The organism is Mesorhizobium sp. B2-5-11, assembly GCF_006440835.1.
Lineage (GTDB): Bacteria > Pseudomonadota > Alphaproteobacteria > Rhizobiales > Rhizobiaceae > Mesorhizobium.
Genome location: NZ_VFUK01000015.1, coordinates 66955 through 88917 on the forward strand (window position 1 = coordinate 66955; position 21963 = coordinate 88917).

At 64.4% G+C, this 21963-nt stretch carries 20 protein-coding genes and 1 pseudogene; 12 read left to right on the top strand and 9 right to left on the bottom strand.

The window, feature by feature from the left end; genetic code table 11:
- Window positions 1-213: 213 nt before the first annotated feature.
- Both FJ490_RS29370 and FJ490_RS29375 read right to left on the bottom strand, forming a co-directional pair.
- Complete coding sequence (locus FJ490_RS29370) at window positions 214-1710, bottom strand: FAD-linked oxidase C-terminal domain-containing protein (RefSeq protein ID WP_140656596.1); 1497 nt, start codon at window positions 1708-1710, stop codon at window positions 214-216.
- Window positions 1711-1870: 160 nt separating this feature from the next.
- Window positions 1871-3193, bottom strand: a complete 1323-nt coding sequence (locus tag FJ490_RS29375; RefSeq protein ID WP_140498370.1) for a DUF3422 family protein — start codon at window positions 3191-3193, stop codon at window positions 1871-1873.
- A 208-nt stretch (window positions 3194-3401) separates the two neighbouring features.
- Between FJ490_RS29375 and FJ490_RS29380 the strand changes: the two genes are divergently transcribed.
- From FJ490_RS29380 to FJ490_RS29390, 3 genes are read left to right on the top strand one after another with little or no spacing between them, the layout of a single operon-like run.
- The gene (locus tag FJ490_RS29380) at window positions 3402-4205 is read left to right on the top strand and encodes an FCD domain-containing protein (RefSeq protein WP_140515030.1); all 804 of its coding nucleotides are present in this window, start codon (window positions 3402-3404) and stop codon (window positions 4203-4205) included.
- A gap of 25 nt (window positions 4206-4230) precedes the next feature.
- The gene (locus FJ490_RS29385) at window positions 4231-5367 is read left to right on the top strand and encodes an alpha-hydroxy acid oxidase (RefSeq protein WP_140524799.1); all 1137 of its coding nucleotides are present in this window, start codon (window positions 4231-4233) and stop codon (window positions 5365-5367) included.
- 39 nt (window positions 5368-5406) lie between these two features.
- Window positions 5407-6174, top strand: a complete 768-nt coding sequence (locus FJ490_RS29390; RefSeq protein WP_140729353.1) for a metallophosphoesterase family protein — start codon at window positions 5407-5409, stop codon at window positions 6172-6174.
- Window positions 6175-6214: 40 nt separating this feature from the next.
- Here the strand turns inward: FJ490_RS29390 and FJ490_RS29395 are convergent, their stop codons facing one another.
- Together FJ490_RS29395 and FJ490_RS29400 are read right to left on the bottom strand one after the other, a co-directional pair.
- A complete protein-coding gene (locus FJ490_RS29395; protein WP_181165325.1) occupies window positions 6215-6355 on the bottom strand; it encodes a hypothetical protein in 141 nt (46 codons plus the stop codon).
- A 281-nt stretch (window positions 6356-6636) separates the two neighbouring features.
- A complete protein-coding gene (locus tag FJ490_RS29400; protein WP_140729376.1) occupies window positions 6637-7335 on the bottom strand; it encodes a type 1 glutamine amidotransferase in 699 nt (232 codons plus the stop codon).
- An 88-nt stretch (window positions 7336-7423) separates the two neighbouring features.
- Between FJ490_RS29400 and FJ490_RS29405 the strand changes: the two genes are divergently transcribed.
- The 4 genes from FJ490_RS29405 to FJ490_RS29420 all read left to right on the top strand — a co-directional run bounded on the left by FJ490_RS29405 (window position 7424) and on the right by FJ490_RS29420 (window position 11615).
- Window positions 7424-8086: a hypothetical protein gene (locus FJ490_RS29405; protein WP_140729354.1), complete on the top strand. Its 663-nt coding sequence runs from the start codon at window positions 7424-7426 to the stop codon at window positions 8084-8086.
- Between the two features lie 31 nt (window positions 8087-8117).
- On the top strand, window positions 8118-8852 hold the full coding sequence (locus tag FJ490_RS29410) for a 16S rRNA (uracil(1498)-N(3))-methyltransferase (RefSeq protein WP_140729355.1): 735 nt from the start codon (window positions 8118-8120) through the stop codon (window positions 8850-8852).
- Window positions 8853-9095: 243 nt separating this feature from the next.
- Complete coding sequence (locus tag FJ490_RS29415) at window positions 9096-10469, top strand: glutamate--cysteine ligase (protein WP_140498377.1); 1374 nt, start codon at window positions 9096-9098, stop codon at window positions 10467-10469.
- A gap of 99 nt (window positions 10470-10568) precedes the next feature.
- The gene (locus tag FJ490_RS29420) at window positions 10569-11615 is read left to right on the top strand and encodes a DUF937 domain-containing protein (protein WP_140729356.1); all 1047 of its coding nucleotides are present in this window, start codon (window positions 10569-10571) and stop codon (window positions 11613-11615) included.
- A 169-nt stretch (window positions 11616-11784) separates the two neighbouring features.
- Here the strand turns inward: FJ490_RS29420 and FJ490_RS29425 are convergent, their stop codons facing one another.
- Window positions 11785-12075, bottom strand: coding sequence for a DUF1127 domain-containing protein (locus FJ490_RS29425; RefSeq protein ID WP_140498379.1), 291 nt, complete (start codon window positions 12073-12075; stop codon window positions 11785-11787).
- A gap of 177 nt (window positions 12076-12252) precedes the next feature.
- On the opposite strand from FJ490_RS29425, the gene FJ490_RS29430 reads away from it, so the two are divergent.
- The 3 genes from FJ490_RS29430 to FJ490_RS29440 all read left to right on the top strand — a co-directional run bounded on the left by FJ490_RS29430 (window position 12253) and on the right by FJ490_RS29440 (window position 16044).
- Complete coding sequence (locus FJ490_RS29430) at window positions 12253-13209, top strand: LysR substrate-binding domain-containing protein (protein WP_140498380.1); 957 nt, start codon at window positions 12253-12255, stop codon at window positions 13207-13209.
- Between the two features lie 76 nt (window positions 13210-13285).
- Complete coding sequence (xseA, locus tag FJ490_RS29435; RefSeq protein ID WP_140729357.1) at window positions 13286-14917, top strand: exodeoxyribonuclease VII large subunit; 1632 nt, start codon at window positions 13286-13288, stop codon at window positions 14915-14917.
- Between the two features lie 8 nt (window positions 14918-14925).
- Window positions 14926-16044 carry a P1 family peptidase gene (locus FJ490_RS29440; protein ID WP_140558658.1) on the top strand — a complete coding sequence of 373 codons (1119 nt, stop codon included), beginning with the start codon at window positions 14926-14928 and terminating at the stop codon, window positions 16042-16044.
- A gap of 52 nt (window positions 16045-16096) precedes the next feature.
- On the opposite strand, the gene FJ490_RS29445 is transcribed toward FJ490_RS29440, so the two are convergent.
- The gene (locus FJ490_RS29445; protein WP_140498383.1) at window positions 16097-16348 is read right to left on the bottom strand and encodes a DUF768 domain-containing protein; all 252 of its coding nucleotides are present in this window, start codon (window positions 16346-16348) and stop codon (window positions 16097-16099) included.
- A 410-nt stretch (window positions 16349-16758) separates the two neighbouring features.
- Window positions 16759-17448, bottom strand: a complete 690-nt coding sequence (locus tag FJ490_RS29450) for an SDR family NAD(P)-dependent oxidoreductase (protein WP_140729358.1) — start codon at window positions 17446-17448, stop codon at window positions 16759-16761.
- A 30-nt stretch (window positions 17449-17478) separates the two neighbouring features.
- On the opposite strand from FJ490_RS29450, the gene FJ490_RS29455 reads away from it, so the two are divergent.
- On the top strand, window positions 17479-17745 hold the full coding sequence (locus tag FJ490_RS29455) for a hypothetical protein (RefSeq protein ID WP_140729359.1): 267 nt from the start codon (window positions 17479-17481) through the stop codon (window positions 17743-17745).
- Window positions 17746-17793: 48 nt separating this feature from the next.
- Here FJ490_RS29455 and FJ490_RS29460 read toward each other — a convergent pair whose 3' ends face one another.
- On the bottom strand, window positions 17794-18813 hold the full coding sequence (locus FJ490_RS29460; RefSeq protein ID WP_140729360.1) for an isopenicillin N synthase family oxygenase: 1020 nt from the start codon (window positions 18811-18813) through the stop codon (window positions 17794-17796).
- 372 nt (window positions 18814-19185) lie between these two features.
- On the opposite strand from FJ490_RS29460, the pseudogene FJ490_RS29465 reads away from it, so the two are divergent.
- A pseudogene (locus FJ490_RS29465) lies at window positions 19186-19496 on the top strand (ABC transporter ATP-binding protein); the annotation flags it as partial.
- Between the two features lie 185 nt (window positions 19497-19681).
- Here FJ490_RS29465 and FJ490_RS29470 read toward each other — a convergent pair.
- The gene (locus FJ490_RS29470; RefSeq protein ID WP_140729361.1) at window positions 19682-21961 is read right to left on the bottom strand and encodes a xanthine dehydrogenase family protein molybdopterin-binding subunit; all 2280 of its coding nucleotides are present in this window, start codon (window positions 21959-21961) and stop codon (window positions 19682-19684) included.
- Between the last annotated feature and the right edge of the window lie 2 nt (window positions 21962-21963).

Below are 21963 nucleotides of genomic sequence, written 5' to 3' on the forward strand. Positions count from 1 at the left end.
CCGATGCGCAATATGCGGGAATGCCGCGTTCCTTCGCGCCCCCCTCTGTCCTGCCGGACATCTCCCCCTCAAGGGGGGAGATTGGATGCCGCGCCGGGTTTCGCCAATCTCCAGCGTTGGCGGAAGGGCGAAGCGACGAAGCTGCCAATCTCCCCCCGTGAGGGGGAGATGTCCGGCAGGACAGAGGGGGGCGTTCAGGCGCTGACATAACCCTCAAAACCTCGGAATGTCCGGAAACGCCATCTGTCCGCGATGCACATGCATGCGCCCCAGCTCCGCGCAGCGGCGCAGTTGCGGGAACACCTTTCCCGGGTTGAGCAGATGATTGGGATCGAAGGCGCATTTGACCCGCATCTGCTGGTCGAGGTCGATCTGGTTGAACATTTCCGGCATCAGGTCGCGTTTCTCGACGCCCACCCCATGCTCGCCGGTCAAGACGCCGCCGACCTTGACGCACAGCCGCAATATGTCGGCGCCGAAACTCTCGGCCTTGTCGAGTTCGCCCGGCACGTTGGCGTCATAGAGGATCAGCGGGTGCAGATTGCCGTCGCCGGCATGGAAGACATTGGCGACGCCGAGCCCGTATTTTTCGGAGAGCTCGCGCATGCCGGCCAGCACGCGCGGCAGTTCCTTGCGCGGGATGGTGCCGTCCATGCAATAATAGTCGGGCGAGATACGGCCGACCGCGGGGAAGGCAGCCTTGCGCCCTGCCCAGAAGCTCAATCGCTCCTGCTCCGACTGCGAAATGCGGCAGGTGGTCGAACCGTTGCGGATGGCGATCGCCTCGACCGCGGTGATGAGATGATCGACCTCGACGCTGGGCCCATCGAGCTCGACGATCAGCAGAGCCTCGACATCCAGGGGATATCCGGCATGGACGAAATCCTCCGCCGCATGAATCGCCGGACGGTCCATCATCTCCATGCCACCTGGAATGATGCCGGCGCCGATAATGTCGGCGACGCATTGGCCACCCTGCTCGCTGGTCGGGAAGCCGATCAGCAGCGCACGTGCCGTCTCCGGCTTCTTCAAAATGCGCACGATGACTTCGGTGACGACGCCCAGCAGGCCTTCGGAGCCGGTCATGACGCCGAGCAGGTCGTAGCCTTCCGCGTCCAGATGCCTGCCGCCGAGCCGCACCACCTCGCCGCTCATCAGCACCATCTCGATGCCGAGCACATTGTTGGCGGTCAGGCCGTATTTGAGGCAGTGCACGCCGCCGGAATTTTCGGCGACATTGCCGCCGATCGAGCAGGCGATCTGGGAAGATGGGTCGGGGGCGTAGTAAAAACCCTCCTGCTCGACGGCGGTGGTGATGCCGAGATTGGTGACGCCCGGCTGGGCGACGACGATGCGATTGGGGAAATCGATCTCGATAATGCGGTTGAAGCGGCTCATGACCAGGAGCACCGCGTCCTCCAGCGGCAGCGCACCGCCCGACAGCGAGGTGCCGGAGCCGCGCGGCACGACGCGGATGTTGCGGTCATTGCAGTATTTCAGCACGCGCGAAACCTGTGCCACCGTTTCGGGAAGCACCACGACCAATGGCAATTGCCGGTAGGCGGTCAGGCCATCGCTCTCGAAGGCGCGCATTTCGTTGGCCGCGTCGACCACACCCTCGCCCGGCACGATAATGCGCATGTCGGCGACGATCTCGCCGCGCCGGCGCATCGTGGCGTCGTCTGGCTTGGGCATGGCAAGGCCGGACATCGGCAGCCTCATCTCGCGTGACTGGTCAAAATCTTTTACCAGTGAAGGGCGTCGGTTGCAAACCCCGCTTTGACCGAGAGCGGACACGGACGCAACGGACGCCTTCCGTAGCGGCAATCTGCCGCTGGCGCGCTTTACCCTGTGGGAAGTAAAGGCGCGCCTACTCGCCCGGATGTTTCGTCGGCTCGGAATGCATGCGCCGCACCCGCCGCACGCCCCACCAGACCAGCAGGATGGCGAGCGGCACGCACGCCGCCGTGACCACTTCGGGCGCGAAGGCATGGCCGAAGATCGAGGCGCCCTTGGCGACATAGCCGACGAGGCCGACGACATAGTAGGAAACGGCCGCGACCGACAGGCCTTCGACGGTCTGCTGCAGGCGCAGTTGCAACCGGGCGCGATTGTTCATCGAGGCGAGCAGGTCGCGGTTCTGCTTCTCGACCTCGACATCGACCCAGGTGCGCAGCAGCGTGGTGGCGCGCGTCAGCTTGCGCGACAGGTTGGCCTGACGCTCCTCGACCGAACGGCAGGTGCGCATGGCAGGCGCCATGCGCCGCCGCAGGAACCCCGCCCAGGTGTCATATCCCTGTACGGCTTCTTCCTCGAGCGCTTCCAGCCTTTCGCCGACGATACCGTCATAGGCACGGCTGGCACCGAAGCGGTAGAGGCTCGACGCCGCGTCGGCTTCCAACTCAGCCGCGAGTTCGGTCAGGTCGGCAAGCAATTTCTGGCTGTCGCGGGTCTCGGCGAGTTTCATCTCCAGCGTGATCTGGGCCAGCCTGTCCTCGATACGGCGGGCGCGGCCGGACAAGGCCAGCGCCAACGGCAGGCCGAGCATGGCCAGCGTGCGGTAGGTCTCGATGTCGATCAGCCGCTGCGACAAGGCGCCGGTGCTGGCCGGCGTCAGGGCGCGGTCAAGGATCAGCATACGGGTTAGGCCGTCGCCATCCTGGCGGAAATCGGTGACGATTGCTGCATTGCCGCGTTCGACCAGCGAATAGCAGAGGCTGGTCGGATCGAAGCCGGCGATCGACCGCTCGCCCGCCTGCGTCCATTTGCGGATCTCGAGCCGGATGCCTGAAATAACGGTTCCGGGTGGAGAAAATCCGTTGCCGAACGGCGAATCCTCCTGGCCCTTGCCGCCTTCGGCAAGCGGCCCTTCCCACAGATAGGTGGAGAATTCGGTATGCCGCTCCCAGCGCAGCGAGCCCTGGCCCCATCTCATGGCGTGATGGCGTGCCTGACGGTCGGGCGCGGCGATGCCGAGGCGACGCGACAGCTCGGAAAGCACCGAATGATCGACGCCGGCGCCACCCTCGGTCATGAAGGCGAGCTGGATCAGCACACGCGGCTTCTCGACCAGCGGGTGCGGACGGGCATGGACCTCGCCCAGCGCGCCGGGCCGTCCCTCATGCGCCGGAAAGCCGAGCACGCTGCCCTTGGCGCGCGGCTGAAATTCGAGATTGGAAGGATCGTGCGACACGGCTTGTTCCCCGGGTTTCTTTGAACCCTCTTGCAGTTGCGTCTCTAGAGCCAATAGGCTCCTGACGCAAACAGCAAAGTTTAGCCGAAGAGGATAGGGGCGCGAGCGGGGAACCGGCACGCTTCAACCAATTGGATAAATAATTTGACCAGTTGGCGACGCTGGCTTTATCTTGCGCGACACCGGTTCAACACTCCCAGGCATGCCGTTGAGCGACATTTTTTCCAGGATCGAGCACTCGCGAACCGCCGACGAGGTGGTGCAGCAGATCGAAAGCCTCGTCCTCGAAGGCGTGCTGCGCACCGGCGACCGGCTGCCTGGCGAGCGCGAGCTGGCGCGCCAGTTCGATGTGTCCCGGCCGATCCTGCGCGACGCGCTGAAGGCGCTCGAGGGACGCGGCCTTTTGACGACGCGGCCGGGCGGCGGCACATATGTCGCCGACATCATCGGCCAGCTGTTCACCAAGCCGGTGGCGGACCTGATCTCGACGCATCGCAAGGCGGTGGCCGATTACCTGGAATATCGCCGCGAGGTGGAGGGGATCGCCGCCGAATATGCGGCGCGGCGCGCCACGCCGGAGGACCTGGCCCTGCTCGACCGCATCATGGCACGCATGGACGAAGCGCACCGCACCGGGGATTTCGACGACGAAGCCGAGATCGACGTCGAGTTCCATCATGCGATCTGCGAATGCGCGCACAACATCCTGCTCCTGCATACGCTGCGCTCCTGCTACAGGCTGCTGTCGGAAGGCGTGTTCCAGAACCGGTTGCTGGTGTTCACCGTGCCCGGCGCGCGCGATGCGCTGCTGGCCCAGCACCGGGCGATCCACATCGCGGTCAAGGCCGGTGACCCGGCCGGCGCGCGGCAGGCGGCGATGGACCACATGATCTATGTCGAGCGGTCGATGGCGCAAGCCGAGCGCAGCGGCGACTGGCAGCGCGTATCGCGGCTCAGGCTCAGGCAACGCTCTGAAGCCGGCGATGCCGAACCGGCGCGCAAACGCTCCTGAACGATATCGATCAAGCGGGGACACGATGAGCGACATTCTCACCATTGCCGACCTCAAGGACCTGGCGCGACGGCGCGTGCCCAGGATGTTCTTCGAGTATGCCGATTCCGGCGCATGGACCGAGAGCACCTACCGGGCCAACGAGGAGGACTTCCAGAAGATCAAGTTCCGCCAGCGCGTGCTGGTCGACATGAGCAACCGCTCACTGGAATCGACCATGATCGGCGAGAAGGTGGCCATGCCGGTGGCGCTGGCCCCAACCGGCCTGACCGGCATGCAGCATGCCGACGGCGAGATGCTGGCGGCGCAGGCGGCCGAGGAATTCGGCGTGCCGTTCACGCTGTCGACGATGAGCATCTGCTCGATCGAGGATGTCGCGTCGGTGACGAAGAAGCCGTTCTGGTTCCAGCTTTACGTGCTGCGCGATAAGGACTTCGTGCTCGACCTGATCGACCGGGCAAAAGCGGCGAAATGCTCGGCGTTGGTGCTGACGCTCGACCTGCAGATCCTCGGCCAACGGCACAAGGATGTCCGCAACGGACTTTCGGCGCCGCCCAAGATGACGCTGGCCAACATCGCCAACATCGCGGTCCGTCCGCGCTGGTGGATGGGCATGGCCGGCACGAAGCGCCGCACGTTCCGCAACATCGTCGGCCACGCCAAGGGCGTCGGCGACGTGGCTTCGCTGGCGTCATGGACGACGGAGCAGTTCGACCCGCATCTGTCGTGGAAGGATGTCGCCTGGATCAAGGAACGCTGGGGCGGCAAGCTGATCCTGAAAGGCATTCTCGACAAGGAAGACGCATTGATGGCCGCTGAAACGGGCGCCGACGCGATCGTCGTTTCCAACCATGGCGGGCGTCAGTTGGACGGCGCATCCTCGTCGATCATGGCGCTGGAGGAAATCGCGGACGCGGTCGGCGACAGGATCGAGGTGCACATGGATGGCGGCATCCGCTCCGGCCAGGACGTGCTGAAGGCACTGTGCCTCGGCGCCAGGGGCACCTATATCGGCCGGCCGTTTCTCTACGGCCTGGGCGCGCTCGGCAAGGAAGGCGTTACCAAAGCGCTGGAAATCATCCGTAAGGAGATGGACATCACATTGGCGCTGTGCGGAAAACGTCTGGTGACCGACATGGGCAAGGACCAGATCCGGCGCTAGCCAGGTCGGCGACGGCCTGATCACGGAGACAGCGATACGTTGGCAGAACCCGACATTCATTTCCTGGACGCGCGCGGACCGGACGGCATGCGGCTCTACGCAATCGGCGATGTCCATGGCCGGCTCGATTTGCTGGCCGCCATGCATCAGCGGATCGAGAGCGAGCTCGAATGGAAGCCGGCTCGCGACTGGCGCGTCATCCACCTCGGCGACTATGTCGACCGTGGGCCGGACTCCAAGGACGTCGTCGATTTCCTGATCGAGGCGCGCAAACGCGATCCGCGAAACCTGATGCTTGCCGGCAATCACGATCTCGGCTTTCTCGATTTTCTCGATACCCCTGACCCGGACGGGCTTTTCATGCGCTATGGCGGGGTCCAGACGGCGCTATCCTACGGTGTGCCCCTCGCGGCCGACGCCGGCTGGTTCGGCAGGATGGAGACGATGAGACGGGGGCATCAGGCTCTGCTCGAAGCCGTACCGCAACGCCATATCGACTTCCTGCGCTCGCTACCCTTCTCAATCAGCTTCGGCGACTTCTTCTTCTGCCATGCCGGCATCAGGCCAGGCGTTGCCCTGGAGAACCAGAATCCGCAGGATCTGATCTGGATCCGCGACGTTTTCCACGATCACGCCGGCCTTTTCCCGAAGATCGTGGTGCACGGCCACACGCCCGTTCCCGAGGCGGAGGTCATGGCCAACCGCGTCAATGTCGATACGCTCGCCTGGCAATCAGGCATGCTGAGCGCGCTCGTTGTCGAGGACGCCGACAAACGCATTCTGACAATGACAATAAGGGAAGCTTGAGTGGCGCGCGCCGCGGAAACGACGCGAACGGTCCGGCTATTCAGCGCAGCGAAGCGGTGACGCCGTAGCCGTCGACGGCGTTGTGGTTGTTGGCGGCATCGGCCGCATAGATGCCGAGACCGCAAATCACGATGGCGGACATCATGGCAAAGGACAGAAGCGCTGCTTTCACGGACGTCATCTCTTGTTGAGCTTCCTGCATCTGTGCACGAGGCGGTTACCAATGCGTTGAAACCGAAAATACGTCTCAAAGTTTCGACGATTTCGCGCTTCTAGGCACGTTCTGTATCGGCGGTGTGTCGCACGGGCCACACAAAGGTCCGTCGCGGTTGCACCGGTGATGCAGAGCGCGCGCCTTCTAGGATGGCGGGCGTACACAAGCCAAGGACGAAACCGGTTTTCCCCAGGCGGATTCACCGCCGCGTGCCAATTATGCCACGCCCTGGTCCGCAGAGATGATGCTCAGATCGTCGCCACCCATGCGCGGGCGATGGCAAGGCCGGCAGCATCGGCATCCGGTCCGTTACGGGCCATTTCGCCCTCGAGCTTGCCGGCCCAGTCGGGGTGGCGCGCTGCAATGATCGGCGCGAAAGAGGTGCTCCAGTCCTTCACCAGCGGCCGATCGGCCTCGAAATGGAACTGGAAGCCGTAGACGGCGCGGCCGACGCGGAACGCCTGGTTCTCGGCGACATCATTGCCGGCGAGCCGCACGGCGTCTTCAGGCAGCACGAAGGTGTCGTCGTGCCATTGGAAGATCGGGAACTTTTCCGGAAGCTCGGCCAGCACCGGATCGGCCTTGGCGTCCGGCGTCAGCGAAACGCCGCGCCAGCCGAATTCGTTGGCGCCGCCGATGCGGTTCTCGCCGCCGAAGGCGCGGGCAACCAGCTGGCTGCCGAGGCAGATGCCGAGCACCGCGCGGTCCTTGCCGGCGAAATCGCGGGTCAGTTCGAGCAGCGCCGGAAAATAGGGATATTCCTCATCGGCCAGCGCGTTCTGGCCGCCGCCGAGCACCACCATGGCGTCGTGGTCGTTCGCATCATCCGGCAGCGGATCGCCCTTGTAAGGAAGGCGGATGTCGAGATCGGCACCGGCTTCCGCAAGTGCCGCGCCGACCTGGCCGAGGCCGGTGTTGTCGTAGTTCTGGACCACCAGCACCCGCATCGCAAAACCCTGCTGACGTGAAAACGATGCGACGAGCGATATCATGGCGCCGGCATTTCAGCCAAGATGCGGGCGCGCGGAGAAAACTATGCCACTGCAAAACCGGGTCGATCCGTTCGGCGCTATCCACGCCGTGCCCGAGCGCGGCCTGTTCATGGGCAATCGCGGCATCATCCACGATCCCGAGACCAGGACGCTGTTGAAAAAACGCTGGGCGCTTCACGCCTGGATCATCTGCGTCTGCGACTTCGGCGACGTGCGGCGCGAGCCGATGGGCCGCAACCGGCGACGTGATGATCTATCGGGACCCAAGGCGGGCTGGACGGAACTGTTCTTCCTCGACGAGGTGACGGCGCTGGCGGCGGGCCATCGGCCCTGCTTCTTCTGCCGGCGCGAACGGGCCAGGGATTTTGTGGGTCGCTTCGGCGAAGCCTTCGGCATAACGGAGCCGCGCGCGCCGCAGGTCGACAAGCGGCTGCACAAGGAGCGGCTGGCCGCGGGCGGCAAGCCGCCGGTGGTGGAGGCTGACGAGCTTGCAGGCCTGCCCGACGGCACGATGGTCGAGGGTGGAGGCAATGCCTACGCCTTGCGTCGCGGCAAGGCGCTGCGCTGGTCGTTCGCAGGATATTGCGGACCGCAGGATTTCAACGACCTCGCTCATCGGTCGCTACGGCTGCTGACGCCGCCGACCACGATCGGGGTGCTGAGGCGAGGCTACGAACCCGTCTGGCATCCTTCCGCCAAGGCTTGACGGCAACCGCCGGCTCGCCCATTCCTCGGCCATGCGCGCCAATTACAAGATGCAACGCCTGTTCGTGCCCGACGATCTCGGGCCGGAGATCGAGTTCGACGCCGGCCACCAGCAGAGCCATTATCTTCTGCATGTGCTGCGGCTTGGCGAGGGCGCCGAGGTCCTGTTGTTCAACGGCCGCGACGGCGAATGGTCGGCGGCCATCGCGGCCAAATCCAAGAAGGCGGTGAAGCTGAGGGTGCTGGCGCGGCAACGGCCGCAGCCGCCGCTGCCCGATCTCGTCTATTGCTTCGCACCGCTGAAGCAAGGCCGGCTCGACTATCTGGTGCAAAAGGCGGTCGAAATGGGCGCCGGCGTGCTGCAGCCGGTCATCACCCAGCACACGCAAGTGGCCAAACCCTCCATCGACCGCTTGCGCGCCAATGTCGTCGAGGCGGCCGAGCAGTGCGGCATACTTGCGGTGCCGCAGGTGCGGGAAGCGGAAAAGTTCGAACGCCTGCTGACCGGCTGGGACAAGGAGCGGCGGCTGGTCTTCTGCGACGAGGACGCTTCGACCAACAATCCCCTGCCCGCGCTGCAAGCGGTAAGCGAAAGGAAGCTCGGCCTGCTGGTCGGGCCGGAAGGCGGATTTTCCGATGAGGAGCGCAAGCTGTTGCGCGCTCTGCCTTTCGTTACTGCCATTCCGCTCGGCCCGCGCATCCTGCGCGCCGATACGGCCGCCGTGGCCGCACTGGCGGTGATGCAGGCCACAATCGGCGATTGGTGAGGGTTTCTTCCTCCCCTCTTGTGGAGATGGGAAGAGCCGCATCGTTCAATTCCTGTTGACCTCTGGCTCAGGATTTTTCGCTTGATCGGCTACTGACATTTCGTCCATCTAGCGCCGGCGGTCTTCCGGCCGCCCTGCAGTGCCGCGCGTCGACGCGCAAAGGCCGCTGTAGTACTTTGATTTTGGCGCATATCCCGAAAATCGAGGTCGATTTCGGGATCATAGCGCCGCAGGGGCTTGATGATGGCGCGCGACACAACCGATTTCCGGCCGATCGAAGGCATGGACGAACTCGTCGCGCATCTGGCCGAGGGCAACAAGCCGCGGAACAAGTGGCGCATCGGCACCGAGCACGAGAAATTCCCGTTCTACGTCGACGGCAACGGGCCCGTGCCCTATGGCGGCGAGCGCGGCATACGCGCCATCCTCGAAGGCATGCAGTCAAAGCTCGGCTGGGACCCCATCATCGATGACGGCCGCATCATCGGCCTGGTCGAGCCGACCGGCCAGGGCGCGATTTCGCTGGAGCCCGGCGGCCAGTTCGAACTCTCCGGCGCGCCGCTGGAGACGATCCACCAGACCTGCCGCGAGGGCAATGCCCACCTGGCGCAGGTGCGCGAGATCGCCGAGCCGATGGGCATCCGCTTCCTTGGCCTTGGCGGCAGCCCGAAATGGTCGCTGGCCGAGACGCCGAAAATGCCGAAGTCGCGCTACGAGATCATGACGCGCTACATGCCCAAGGTCGGCACCAAGGGCCTCGACATGATGTACCGCACCTGCACGATCCAGGTTAATCTGGACTTCGAGAGCGAGGTGGACATGCGGCGCAAGATGCAGGTGTCGCTGAAGCTGCAGCCGCTGTCGACGGCGCTGTTCGCCAATTCGCCCTTCACGGAAAGCCGGCCGAACGGCTTGCAGAGCTGGCGCGGCGACATCTGGCGCGACACCGACAACCAACGCTCGGGCCTGCTCGAATTCTGCTTCTCGCCCGATTTCGGTTTTGCCGATTATGTCGAATGGGCACTCGACGTGCCGATGTATTTCGTCATCCGCGACGGCCAGTACCACGACATGACGCACGTCACCTTCCGTCAGTTCATGGCCGGGGCCGTCCGCAATGAAATCCCGGACGGATTGCCGACGATGGGCGACTGGGCTAACCATCTGTCGACGCTCTTCCCCGACGTGCGGCTGAAGCGCTTTCTCGAGATGCGCGGCGCCGATGGCGGGCCGTGGCGGCGCATCTGCGCCCTTCCGGCCTTCTGGGTCGGGCTGCTTTATGACGAGGCAGCGCTCGATGCGGCCGAGGCGCTGACCTCGAGCTGGACCTACGGGGAAGTGCTGGCGATGCGCAACGCCGTGCCCGAACAAGGCATTTCGGCGCCGTTTCGCAACGCCACGTTGCGCGACATCGCGCGCGACGTGCTTACCATCTCGCGCATGGGGCTGAAGAACCGCGGCAAGAAGAACCGCGACGGCTATGACGAGACCTCGTTCCTCAACACGCTCGACGAGGTCGTGGCGCGCGGCACCACCAGCGCCGAGGAGATGCTGTCGGCCTACCACACACGCTGGGGCGGCTCGATCGAGCCGGTGTTCATGGAATACGCCTATTAACCCTCGGCTTTGAGGCGGCCGAGCTCCTGCAAAAGCCGCTTCAATCGGCGGTGGAAACGAATTAGGCTTCTCCGGCGGGGATTTCCGGAGGAGAGACCAATGCCTTCCTTGTTCGACATGCTGGCACAAGCCCAGAACGGCAGCGGCATGCAGGCGCTTGCCCAACAATACGGGCTCTCGATGCAGCAGACACAATCTGCGGTGGAGGCGTTGCTGCCTGCCTTTTCGCAAGGACTGAGGCGCAACACCGCCGATCCCTATGGGCTCGGCGCCTTCATGACGGCGATGGCGAGCGGCCAGCACGCCAAGTATTTCGAGGACGCGACCCGGGCCTTCTCGCCGCAAGGCATCAATGAGGGCAACGGCATTCTGGGGCATCTGTTCGGCTCGAAGGATCTGTCGCGCGCGGTTGCCGGCCAGGCGGCGCAAGCGACCGGTATCAGCCAGCAGGTGCTGCAACAGATGTTGCCGGCCCTGGCCTCGATGATGATGGGCGGGCTGTTCAAGCAGACCACCAATCAGTTGGCCGGGGGGCAGATGCAGGCGGCCAGCGGCTTCGGCGCCGCCGGCAGCAATCCGCTGGGCGAGATCATCGAGCAGATGATGCGCCAGGGAGGCGGCCTGGGCGGCGCCCAGGCGCCGGCGCCGCAGCCGAGCCCGCCATCGCAAGACCCGATGGATAACCCGCTTGGCAAGGTGCTGCAGGACATGTTCGGCGGCGGCGTGCCTCAGCCGCAAAGCCGATCCCAGCCGCAACCGCAGCAGACACAGAACCCCTTTGGCGACAATCCGCTCGGCAAGGTGCTGCAGGACATGTTCGGCGGTGGCGCGCAGCCGCCGCAAGGCCAGCCTCAGCCGCAGCAGACCCAGAGCCCCTATGGCGACAGTCCGCTGGGCAAGATCTTCGAGGAGATGCTGCGGCAAGATGGCGGTGTATCAGGCGGCGGGAAGCCGGCGCCGCAGCCCCAAGCTCGGCGGCAGCCCCAGGCGCCGCAGCCGCAGGCCAATCCGAGCGGCAGGCCGACGAACCCGTTCGACGATCTGTTCGGTAAGATGTTCGAGACCGGAGCGCAGCAGCGCGACGACTACCAGAAAGGCATGGAGTCGATTTTCGACCAGTTCAAGCGCGGCATGGATCGGCGGTAGCCGTCGCCCAGGTTTTGGCTTTTGCCTAGCGCAAAAAGAAAGCCCGGTCCTTGGGAGGACCGGGCAGCGTGCAGGCAGGCCGGCGGGGGACCGGCAGGGAGTGGGAAGCCTGCATAACCTTTGTCGCGCTGACTGAGGAAAAGGTTCAGCGGGACCGAAACTCAACCGATCAGGCCACCCTGCGGGCGATGTCCTCGATGGTTTCGACGCGATCGCTGGCGATTTCGCGCAGCATCGCCGTCGGATCGCGGCCAAACGGCACGTCGATGGCGACGTGCAGGTCGGCGCGCGTCAGGCCGATATCGGCAAGCTCGGCGTCCGACATCTCGCCGAGGCGATAGAAGGCACGGCGGTTTTTCCAGGCCTGATAGACATTGGAGACCGCATTGATCGCGCGCGTCGCAACGGCCGGACGCGTGGTGATGCGCGAGGTCTCGGTGGCGAAATCAAACGTAACCATGTCGGTCTCCTTCAGACTCGAACGGGCAAAACCAGGCGATCGGCGCTGGCGACAGCGGCCGTTCCGGCTTCGATTCACATGCCTTCATGTGGACATCAGTAATTTGCCATTGCTCGATTGATTAATCCAACGAATGTTTCTAATCTTAAGCATCAACACCAGTGATGGATCATGCCGATGAAAGCGCCGCTCGATCTCGATCAGTTGCAGACCTTCATCTCGATCGCCGACACTGGCAGTTTCACCCGGGCGGCCGAAGAGGTGCACCGCACCCAGTCGGCGGTGTCGATGCAGATGCGCCGGCTGGAGGAGCGGATCGGCAAGCCGCTGTTCGAAAAGGAGGGGCGCAGCAACCGACTGACGGAGGAAGGCGACAAACTGCTTTCCTACGCAAGACGGCTGCTCTATCTCAACCGCGAAACGCTGGCTGCCTTCGACGACCGGCGACTCGAAGGCACCATCCGGATCGGTACGCCGGACGACTACGCCGACCGTTTCCTGCCCGAGATCATGGCGCGCTTCACGCGTTCCAATCCACGCGTCGAACTGACCGTCGTCTGCGAACCGACGCCGGGGCTGGTCGAACACATCAAGCGCGGCAATCTCGACTTGGCGCTGGTGACGCATAACGACGTGCGCGGCCAGTCCGAGGTGGTGCGGCGCGAACCGCTGCTGTGGGTCACCTCGGCCAACCATGCCACGCACGAGCAGGAAACGCTGCCGATGGCCTTTGGCCGGCCAAACTGTATCTGGCGGCGCGCCGCCGTCGACGTGCTTGACCAGCAGAACCGCGACTACCGCATCCTGTTCACCAGTTTTTCCGCAACGGTCATCACCGCTGCGGTGTTGTCGGGCCTGGCGATCTCGGTGCTGCCGGAATGCGCGCTCAGGCCCGGCATGCGGGTGCTGGGCGAGGCCGACGGCTTCGGCGCCCTGCCCGACTGCCGCATCGGCATCATGCGCGGCCAAACCTCGCGGCCGGAGATCGTCGATGCACTGGCCCGGCACATCTCGGAAAGCCTGGACAACATCTCGGTGCCGCTTGGCGAAGAGGCGGGAACGTTCGATTTCGCGGCACTCGCCTTCAGCAAGATGCGGCGAACCAAGCCGAACCAGATCCTGCCGGGCTGGTAGGCGATCAGACGCATCTGAACGCTGACCTGAAAACAGCCAGCTTGACGCCGGCGCGCAACCACCCCCCAATCGGCCGATGAGCGAAGCAGCATCCGAATCACGCAGCAACGCCACCGAATATACGGTGAGCGAAATATCAGGCGCCCTGAAGCGCACGGTCGAGGATGCCTTCGGCAATGTGCGGGTGCGCGGTGAAATCTCGGGTTATCGCGGGCCGCACTCCTCCGGCCATGCCTATTTCACGCTGAAGGACGACCGCGCTCGGCTCGACGCCGTGGTGTGGAAAGGCACGATGGGCCGGCTGAAATTCCGCCCCGAAGAAGGAATGGAGGTGATCGCCACCGGCAGGCTCACCACCTATCCCGGCAAATCCAACTACCAGATCGTCATCGACAATCTGGAACCGGCGGGCGCCGGAGCCTTGATGGCGCTGCTGGAGGAACGCAAGCGCCGGCTGCAGGCCGAAGGACTGTTCGAGGGAGGCCGCAAGCGGTTGCTGCCCTTCATGCCGCGCGTCATCGGCGTCGTCACCTCGCCCACGGGTGCCGTCATCCGCGACATCATCCACCGGATCAAGGATCGTTTTCCGCTGCATGTGCTCGTCTGGCCGGTGCGGGTGCAAGGCGAAACCGCCGGTGCCGAAGTGACCTCCGCCGTCGCCGGTTTCAACGCGCTGGCAAGGGATGGCACCATCGAGCGCCCGGACCTGCTGATCGTGGCGCGCGGCGGCGGCAGCCTCGAGGACCTGTGGGGCTTCAACGACGAGGCGCTGGCCCGTGCCGTCGCCGCCTCCGCCATTCCGGTGATCTCGGCCGTCGGCCACGAAACCGACTGGACGCTGATCGACCTCGTCGCGGATGTGAGGGCGCCGACGCCGACGGGGGCGGCCGAAATCGCCGTTCCGGTGAAGGCCGACCTCGAAGCGACGCTCGCCAGTCTCGGCGCGCGGCTCAAGGCTGCGGTTTCGCGCAATTTCGAGCGCAAGCGCCAGTCCGTGCGCGCGGCGGCGCGTGCGCTGCCCTCGCCCGATCAGTTGCTGGCGCTGCCACGTCGTCGCCTCGACGAGGCGGCGAGCCGGCTCGGGCGCGGCCTCATGGTTTCGACCGAACGAAAGCGCGGACGCTTCCTCGCCCTGAAACTGACGCCGGCAATGCTGTCGCAGCGAATTGCCGAGGCGTGGCGGACCAACGAGCGCAATCTCCTGCGGGCACAGGGCGCGTTGCGCACGCTGACGAGGGCCCGGCGCGCGGAGCTCAATCGCGCCGCGGATCAGTTGCCGAAATGCGCCCGGGCGTCGCTGCAGCGGCACCGGCAGCAACTGGCGGCGCTGCAGGGCCGCATCACCATAGAGCCCACGGCGCGGCGGCAGCGGATCCAAAGGGATTTCCTGACCGCGCTGACGCGGCGCAGCACGCATGCGGCATCGCTGAGGCTGGAGCGGCTGCGCAGTCGCGTCGCCCAGGCCGACCGCTTGCTGGCGACGCTGTCGCACAAGGCCGTGCTGGCACGCGGCTTCGCCCTGGTGAAGGATGCCGACGGCGCCGTCGTCAAGCGTGCGGCGGAATTGTCGGCGGGGATGGCGCTGTCCCTGGAGTTCGCCGACGGGACGGCAGATGCGGTCGCGACCAGCGGCTCGGCGCGGCCACGACCGGCCGCCAAAACCGCGATCAAGGCCAAGGAGCCCGGCAGCCAGGGCTCCCTATTCTGAACCGTGACATGACAGACAATCCGCATCATCACAAAACGCCCTCCGGCAAGCCGCGCGCGCGAAGCTTCGGCATCGGCTTCGACGGCACGCCCGGCCCGTTCAACGCGATCACCGACGTGGCTGGAGTGTCGGTCGGCTATTCCACGCTGATTTCAGGCGACGGCCCGCTCGTCGTAGGCCAGGGACCGGTGCGCACCGGCGTGACCGCGATCCTGCCCAGGCCGCGGGCCGACCTTGCCACACCGGTCTTCGCCGGCATCTTCAGCCAGAACGGCAATGGCGAACTGACCGGCTCGCATATCGTCGAGGAGACCGGCGCCTTCAACTTCCCCATCACCGTCACCAACACGCATTCCTGCGGCGTTTCGCGCGACGGTACGCTGCGCTGGATGAGCAAGGTGCTGCCAGCCGCACTCGACAGCGGCTGGGGACTGCCGGTGGCAGCGGAAACCTATGACGGCTTCCTCAACGACATCAACGGCCACCACGTGACATCAGGGCATGTTGCCGAGGCGCTCGACGGTGCCGCCAGCGGACCGATCGAGGAAGGCAGCGTCGGCGGCGGCACCGGCATGATCGCCTTCGGCTTCAAGGCCGGTTCGGGCACCGCGTCGCGCATCACCGAATGGCAAGGGCGTGCCTATACTGTCGGCGCCTTCGTGCAGGCGAATTTCGGCAAGCGGCGCAATTTCACGCTTCGAGGCCTGCGCGCCGGGCCGGAGCTCGTCGAACCCGCGATCCGCGAAGGCACGCCACGTGCCGAAAAAGGCTCGATCATCGCCGTTATTGCCACCGACGCACCGTTCCTGCCGCATCAGATGAAGCGGCTGGCCCGCCGTGTGCCGCTCGGCGTCGCCATGACCGGCGGCTTCGGCTATCACAGTTCCGGCGACATCTTCCTCGCCTTCTCTACCGCCAATCCCGACGCGGCCCTGGCGCCGCCGGGCCGGATCGCTCGCGCCGAGTTCATTCCTGACAGCGACATCGATCCGTTCTTCGATGCCGTGGTCCAGGGCGTCGAGGAAGCCGTCCTCAATGCGATGGTCGCCAACGAGGACATGACCGGCCGCGACGGCAATTTCGTGCCGGCGCTGCCGAAGGCGTGGCTGAAGGAGAAATTCGGCTGAGACAAATACGCGGACCGAATGGTCCGCGTATTCATACAGGATTGCTCCTGAATTATTCCGCGGCCTTGCTCGCGGCCTGCTGGTGCTCGTCGGCCTCGGCCGCTTCCTCGAGCCGGGAGGCGATGAGTTCCTGGATATCGCCGACTTCTTCCTGGATATCCTCCAGCGGTATGCCGACCTCGGCCGCCTTGGCAGCGCATTCCCTGGCCAGCGTCTCGGCCTGCTTCTCGATCCTGGCGTGGGACTGGCAATGGACTTTTTCGCCAATCCATCCCTGCAAGAATTCGATGGCGTGCTCACTCATATTGCTTTTCCCTGGCGGCGAAGCCGGTTGGTAATCATAAACGTCGGCATCCGGTGAAGGATGCATGTCCCCATTCCAGCCGAGTCGCCACCGGACGGCAAGCCGATGTCGTCCAAGGTCCACAGAGCCAAAGGAAATAGAGGATTGAAGAACATTTTCTGTTTCTGGGGGGGCGGGTATCGTTTGGCGGGAATCCTGTCCCGCCTCGAGAGGCTGCTTCTACTTGCTTCTTACGGTTTTCAGGTCCGTTTGCATCTCAATGGCTGTCACAACAGCTGCCCGATGACGTTGCCGTTTCCAGGCACAAGCCATCGAAGCCGCCGCTATATAGTGACATCCCCATGCAATGTCGACTCTCTCCGCCGCCTTGCATGGAAGCCCCGCGAAAGCTGCATAGGTCACCGTGCCGATCAGAAGGTCTCGACCCAGGGCCTGAGCTCGAGTTCCCAGGTCCAGGCGCTGCGGTTCTGGCGATGGATGCCGAGATAGGCCTCGGCGATCGCGTCCGGCGATAGCCGTCGATCTTGCGGGTCGGGAGCCTCTCCCGGCACGGTCGAGGCAATGGCACCATCGATGACGAAATGCGCGACATGGATGTTCTTGGGGGCCAGTTCGCGAGCCATGGATTGCGCCAGTCCACGCAAGCCGAATTTGGGCATCGCGAAACCGGCCGAGCCGGCGAACCCCTTGACGCTTGCCGTCGCGCCGGTGAAGAAGATCGAGCCCGAGCCTTGCGAAAGCAGCCGGTTGGCCGCTTGCTGGCCAACCAGGAAGCCGCCATAGGCCCCCACCAGCAAGGCCTGCCTGACAGCCTCTGGATCGAGTTCGGCGATCGGGCCACGGGCGCGTCCGCTGGCATTGAAGACCACGAGCGACAGCGGGCCGGCCTTGTCAGCGACCTCGAACAGGCGCTGCACCGACGCGGCATCGGAGACATCGGTTGCCACGGCTTGGGCGCCGGTCTGCGCCAGCAATGGGTCGAGCTTCTCGATGTTGCGAGCGGCCAGCACGACACGAAAACCTTCCGTTGCGAGAAGGCGCGCAAGCGAGGCGCTCAATCCGGATCCCGCTCCGGCAATGACGGCGACATTGGATGTCATGAGCATCTCTCTTTCGCGGTGGTGACTGGATTGGACAAGGTTGCGCCTTCCCAAGTAGAACGCAAAAGAAAGCATTTCCAACAAAATCGCGTATCGTCGCGGCGCGGTTCCGTTGGCATCGCGCTTCCCGGGCTGCAAAAAGACTGCTTTCGGCAAAGAAAAATGGCCGGGCGCGAAGACGGCCCGGCCAGAAAGAAGGTCATAACCTTCAGAGGGGAACACCGTTCGGAGGAATGGGAGGAAACCTCAAACGATATTTTTATGTTGAGCCCATTTTCGTGCGCTGGCGACGAATAGTATTCTAAAATCGTGCTGTCCTACAAAAATTTCTACCTGCCGAATGGCTCAGCCTGCCCGGGTCTCGGGCTCAAGCAGATCGGCATAGTGACGCCGCGCAACGTCGGGATGGGAGCGCAGCCTGCTCTTCAGCACATTGGTTCCGACATCGCGAAACAGCGGATTGTCGGGATCGCTGGCCGGCCCGCGCGCCTGCTCCGCCAGTTCCTCGGGAAGCTCGAGCAGCGGTATCGTGGCATCGAGCTTGGCGCTGAAGAAGAACGGCACCGAGATGCGTTCGACGCCGGCGGGCGGCGTCACGACGCGATGCACGGTGGCTCTCAAATAGCCGTTCGAGGCGAGCTCCAGCAGCTCGCCGATGTTGACGACGAGCGTTCCGGGAATCGGATCCACGTCCACCCAGCTTCCGTCATAGTCGACCTGGAGGCCCTTGTTGTCGTCCTGAAGCAGCAGCGTCAGGAAACCGCCGTCCTTATGCGCGCCGACGCCCTGGTCGCCGCCGGTCGCTTCGCGGCCGGGATAGCGCACGATCTTCATGCGATGATTGGGTTCGCCGCCATAGATCGGATCGAAAGCGTCCTCGGCCTGGTCGAGCGACAGCGCGAAGGCCTTGAGCAGACGAATGGCCACGGCCGTCGCCTTGGCCTGCCAGGCCAGCAGCGCCGGCTTCAGCGCCGGCAACGCCGACGGCCACTGGTTCGGCCCCTGCAGCCGCGTCCAGGCAGGAATTCCCGGGCCTTGCGCGATGGGCGGGCGCTCGACGCCGATGTCGAGCTGCTCGCGCCAGTCGGCCTTGCCCTTGGTCAGTTCGCCGCCAGCGCGGGTATAACCGCGGAACTGCGAGGAATTGACCATCTCTATCGACAGCTTGTCGGCTTCCGGCAAGGCAAAGAAACCCCGCGAAGCGGCGAGCGTCTCGCTGATGTCGGCCCATGGGATGCCGTGGCCAGCCAAATAGAAAAAACCGATGTCGCGCGAGGCGGAGCGCAGATCCGCCAGAAACGTCCGGCGCTCCGACGCGCCTTGTTCGAGACGGCTCAGATCGAGCACGGGCACTATTCTGGGCATGTCAGCTCCTTTCCGGGTTCTTTCCGGGTGCTGCTTGAAAACTTCGCCCGGAAACCCGGGCCCGTGGATGTGCTGCTCCTTTTCCAGCGGCCGAAGCCGCCATCGATGCCCCAAATCTCACGGAGTTCGGTGCGCCGGGAAAGGAACGATCGGCTTTTCGGGGCCGCCGGGACGAACAATTTTTCTATTTGGGCGGGCAGCCTGACGATGAGCGCGATCATTGCGCGAAATACGGGCGTGTCATTTCAGGCACAGCGCGAAGCTGTCATTGGCCCTTGAACGGCCGCGCGGGAGGCGCGTAACATCACGGCACTTGAATTTGAATCTGTTTCATTCGTCCGGGCTAAAGTCCGGATCGGTTTGGATAGGTCCTTGAACACGCAAGCAATCGGCAGCGCGGCGGGGCGCGGCAAATCGTTTGCCGATGTGGCGCAAGCCTCCTGGGGCAAGGGCCCTGGCACCTTGCTGCGTATCATGCGCATGACGCTGCGCCACCCTTGGCAGGTCGCCATCACCATCGTCTCGACCTTCATCGCCGCGACGCTGCAGCTTTTCATTCCGCGCCTGCTGGGACACGCCATCGACCAGGCGCAGGGCGTGGTGGCTGCCGGTGCAAATACCGGGCCGAGCAGGCGCTGTGGAATACGGCGCTGACGCTGCTCGTCGTCAGCATCCTGCGCGGCCAAGGCTGAGCGCTCCTACGGTCAGTTCCGTTCGATGGGGCGGGAAGGGTTCCGGCTGTTCCGGATCACCCTGGCATGAAACAGTCGGTTCCTGACGCATCAGCATCCCGATCCGCAAGGCAGTGAAACTGGGCGAGGACAAACCCACGCTTGTTGCGGCGGAGCAATCCTCTTTGTCTCGGTCCTCAAACGATCAGATCGTCAATTCTGATCGGCAAGTCGCGGATCCGCTTGCCGGTCGCGTGGTAGACAGCGCTGGCGACGGCAGCGGCGGTGCCGACATTGCCGAGTTCGCCCAGGCCCTTCACACCAGCCGGATTGACCTCATGGTCGATCTCCGGAACCAGTATGACGTCAAGGTCCCTGACATCGGCATTCACCGGGACCAGATAATCCTGCAGGTCGCGGTTCACATAGCGGGCATAGCGGGTATCGATCTCGGTCGCCTCATGCAGGGCCTGGCCAATGCCCCAGATCATGCCTCCCATCAGCTGGCTGCGCGCGGTGCGCGTGTTCATGATGCGGCCGGCCGCGAACGCCCCGACGATGCGCGGCACACGGATTTCGCGCGTGTAGCTGTTGATGTGCACCTCCACGAATTCGGCCCCGAACGCATATTTCACCGAATCCGCGTCGGACTCGCCGCCGTGGAATTCCGACTGGCCGGCATAGAGCTTCTTGAGCGCTTCGGGGGTCGAGCCCTTCGGCGCGAATTCGGCATATTCCTCGATGGCGCCTACCTGCATGGCCTTGAATATATCGGCGGTGCTTGCCGACGCCCCGCCCTTGGTGAGGATCCGTCCCCCGTGGAGGTCCAGTTCCTCATTGTGCGAGCCTGCAAGAGGGCCACCCTCCGCGACCGCTGCGGCGAACAATTTCGTGCGCACAGCATCACACGCCTTGAGCACGGCCGAACAGACGCTGGCAGTGGAAATCGAACCTCCCGATACCGGCGCCGGCGGCAAGGCACTGTCGCCCATCTCGACGGCGACCTTGCCGATGTCGACACCGAGACGTTCCGCCGCCATCTGGCCGGCAACGGTTCGCACACCTGTGCCGATTTCATGCGAGCCGCACTGCACGCGCACGTCTCCTTCGGCGGTCAGGCGCACGCGGGCCGCGCATGGCGCGGCAGCGGTCGGGTAGACTGCCGTCGCACAGCCCATGCCGACGAGCCAGTCGCCGTCGCGCATCGAGCCGACTTTCGCATCCCGTCTCGTCCAGCCGAAGGCATCAGCGGCCTGATCGTAGCATTTCATTAGCGACCGGCTGGAGAACGGCTTGCCGCCGATCGGCTCCTTCTGGGGCTCGTTGATCCGGCGAAATTCGATCGGGTCCATGCCGAGTGCGACGGCCATTTCGTCCATGGCGCTCTCGAGGGCATAGACGTAGGGCGTCTCGGGCGGCGAGCGCATATAACCGGGCGTGTTGCGATCCGCCTGCACCAGCGAGACATGCGTCAGCACGGAGCCATAAGCATACATGCGACCGGTGGCCGAAGTCCCGCCGACGACATAGGAATCGGGTCTCGAGGTCACCTCCCAGCCTTCATGGCCGAAAGCAGTGATGCGGCCGTCCTTGCCGGCGCCGATGCGGATGCGGTGCCGGGTTTCGGCCCGATAGGTCTGGGTGCCGAACGCCTGCATGCGGCTGACCACACAGCGCACCGGCCGGCCAAGCCGCCTGGCGGCCACAGCCACGATGGCCGTTCGCGCCGTCATCGGCCCCTTCGAGCCGAATGCGCCGCCTACGTTAGGGCAGACGATGCGCACATTCGCTGGGTCGAGCCTCAATTGCCGCGCCAACTCGACCTTCCAGCCGGTCACGTTCTGGGAGGGCTCGTAAACGGTGAGTTGGTCGCCATGCCAAACAGCGGTGGTCGAGAACAGCTCTATCGGGTTGTGATGCTGGGTCGGCGTCGAATACCGCGCATCGATCTTCATCGGGGCCGATTCATACGCGGCATCGAAATCGCCGGCCTTGACGTCCTCCTTGAACAACGGGCTTTTGCCGGCGGCGTCGATGGTCTTTGTCCCCGGCATGTCGAAACTGGCGGTCGGCTTTTCCTCGGCATAGTCCGCGCGGATCCTTTGCGCCGCCTCCTCGGCTGCTTCGAAGGTCTCGGCGACCACCAGCGCAATGATCTGACCGTCATGGAAGATCGCCTTGTCATGCAGCGGCCCGATAGAACTCGCGCCGGTATTTCCGAATTTCGGCGTCTCGACCTTGTCGAGGTCGCCATAGGTGACGATGTCGAGGACGCCGGGCACCGAGCGCGCGTCATCCAGGTAAAGCCTGGCGACCTTGCCCTTGGCGATGCTGCTCGTCGCGAGCACGGCGTGCGCAATGTTGGCGGCCGGGAGATCCGCCGCGTATTCGGCCTGGCCGGTCACTTTCAGCCGCGCATCGATACGCGGCAGCGGCTGTCCCATGTTTTCCTTCGGCTGTGGAGCGGCGACGTTCATGA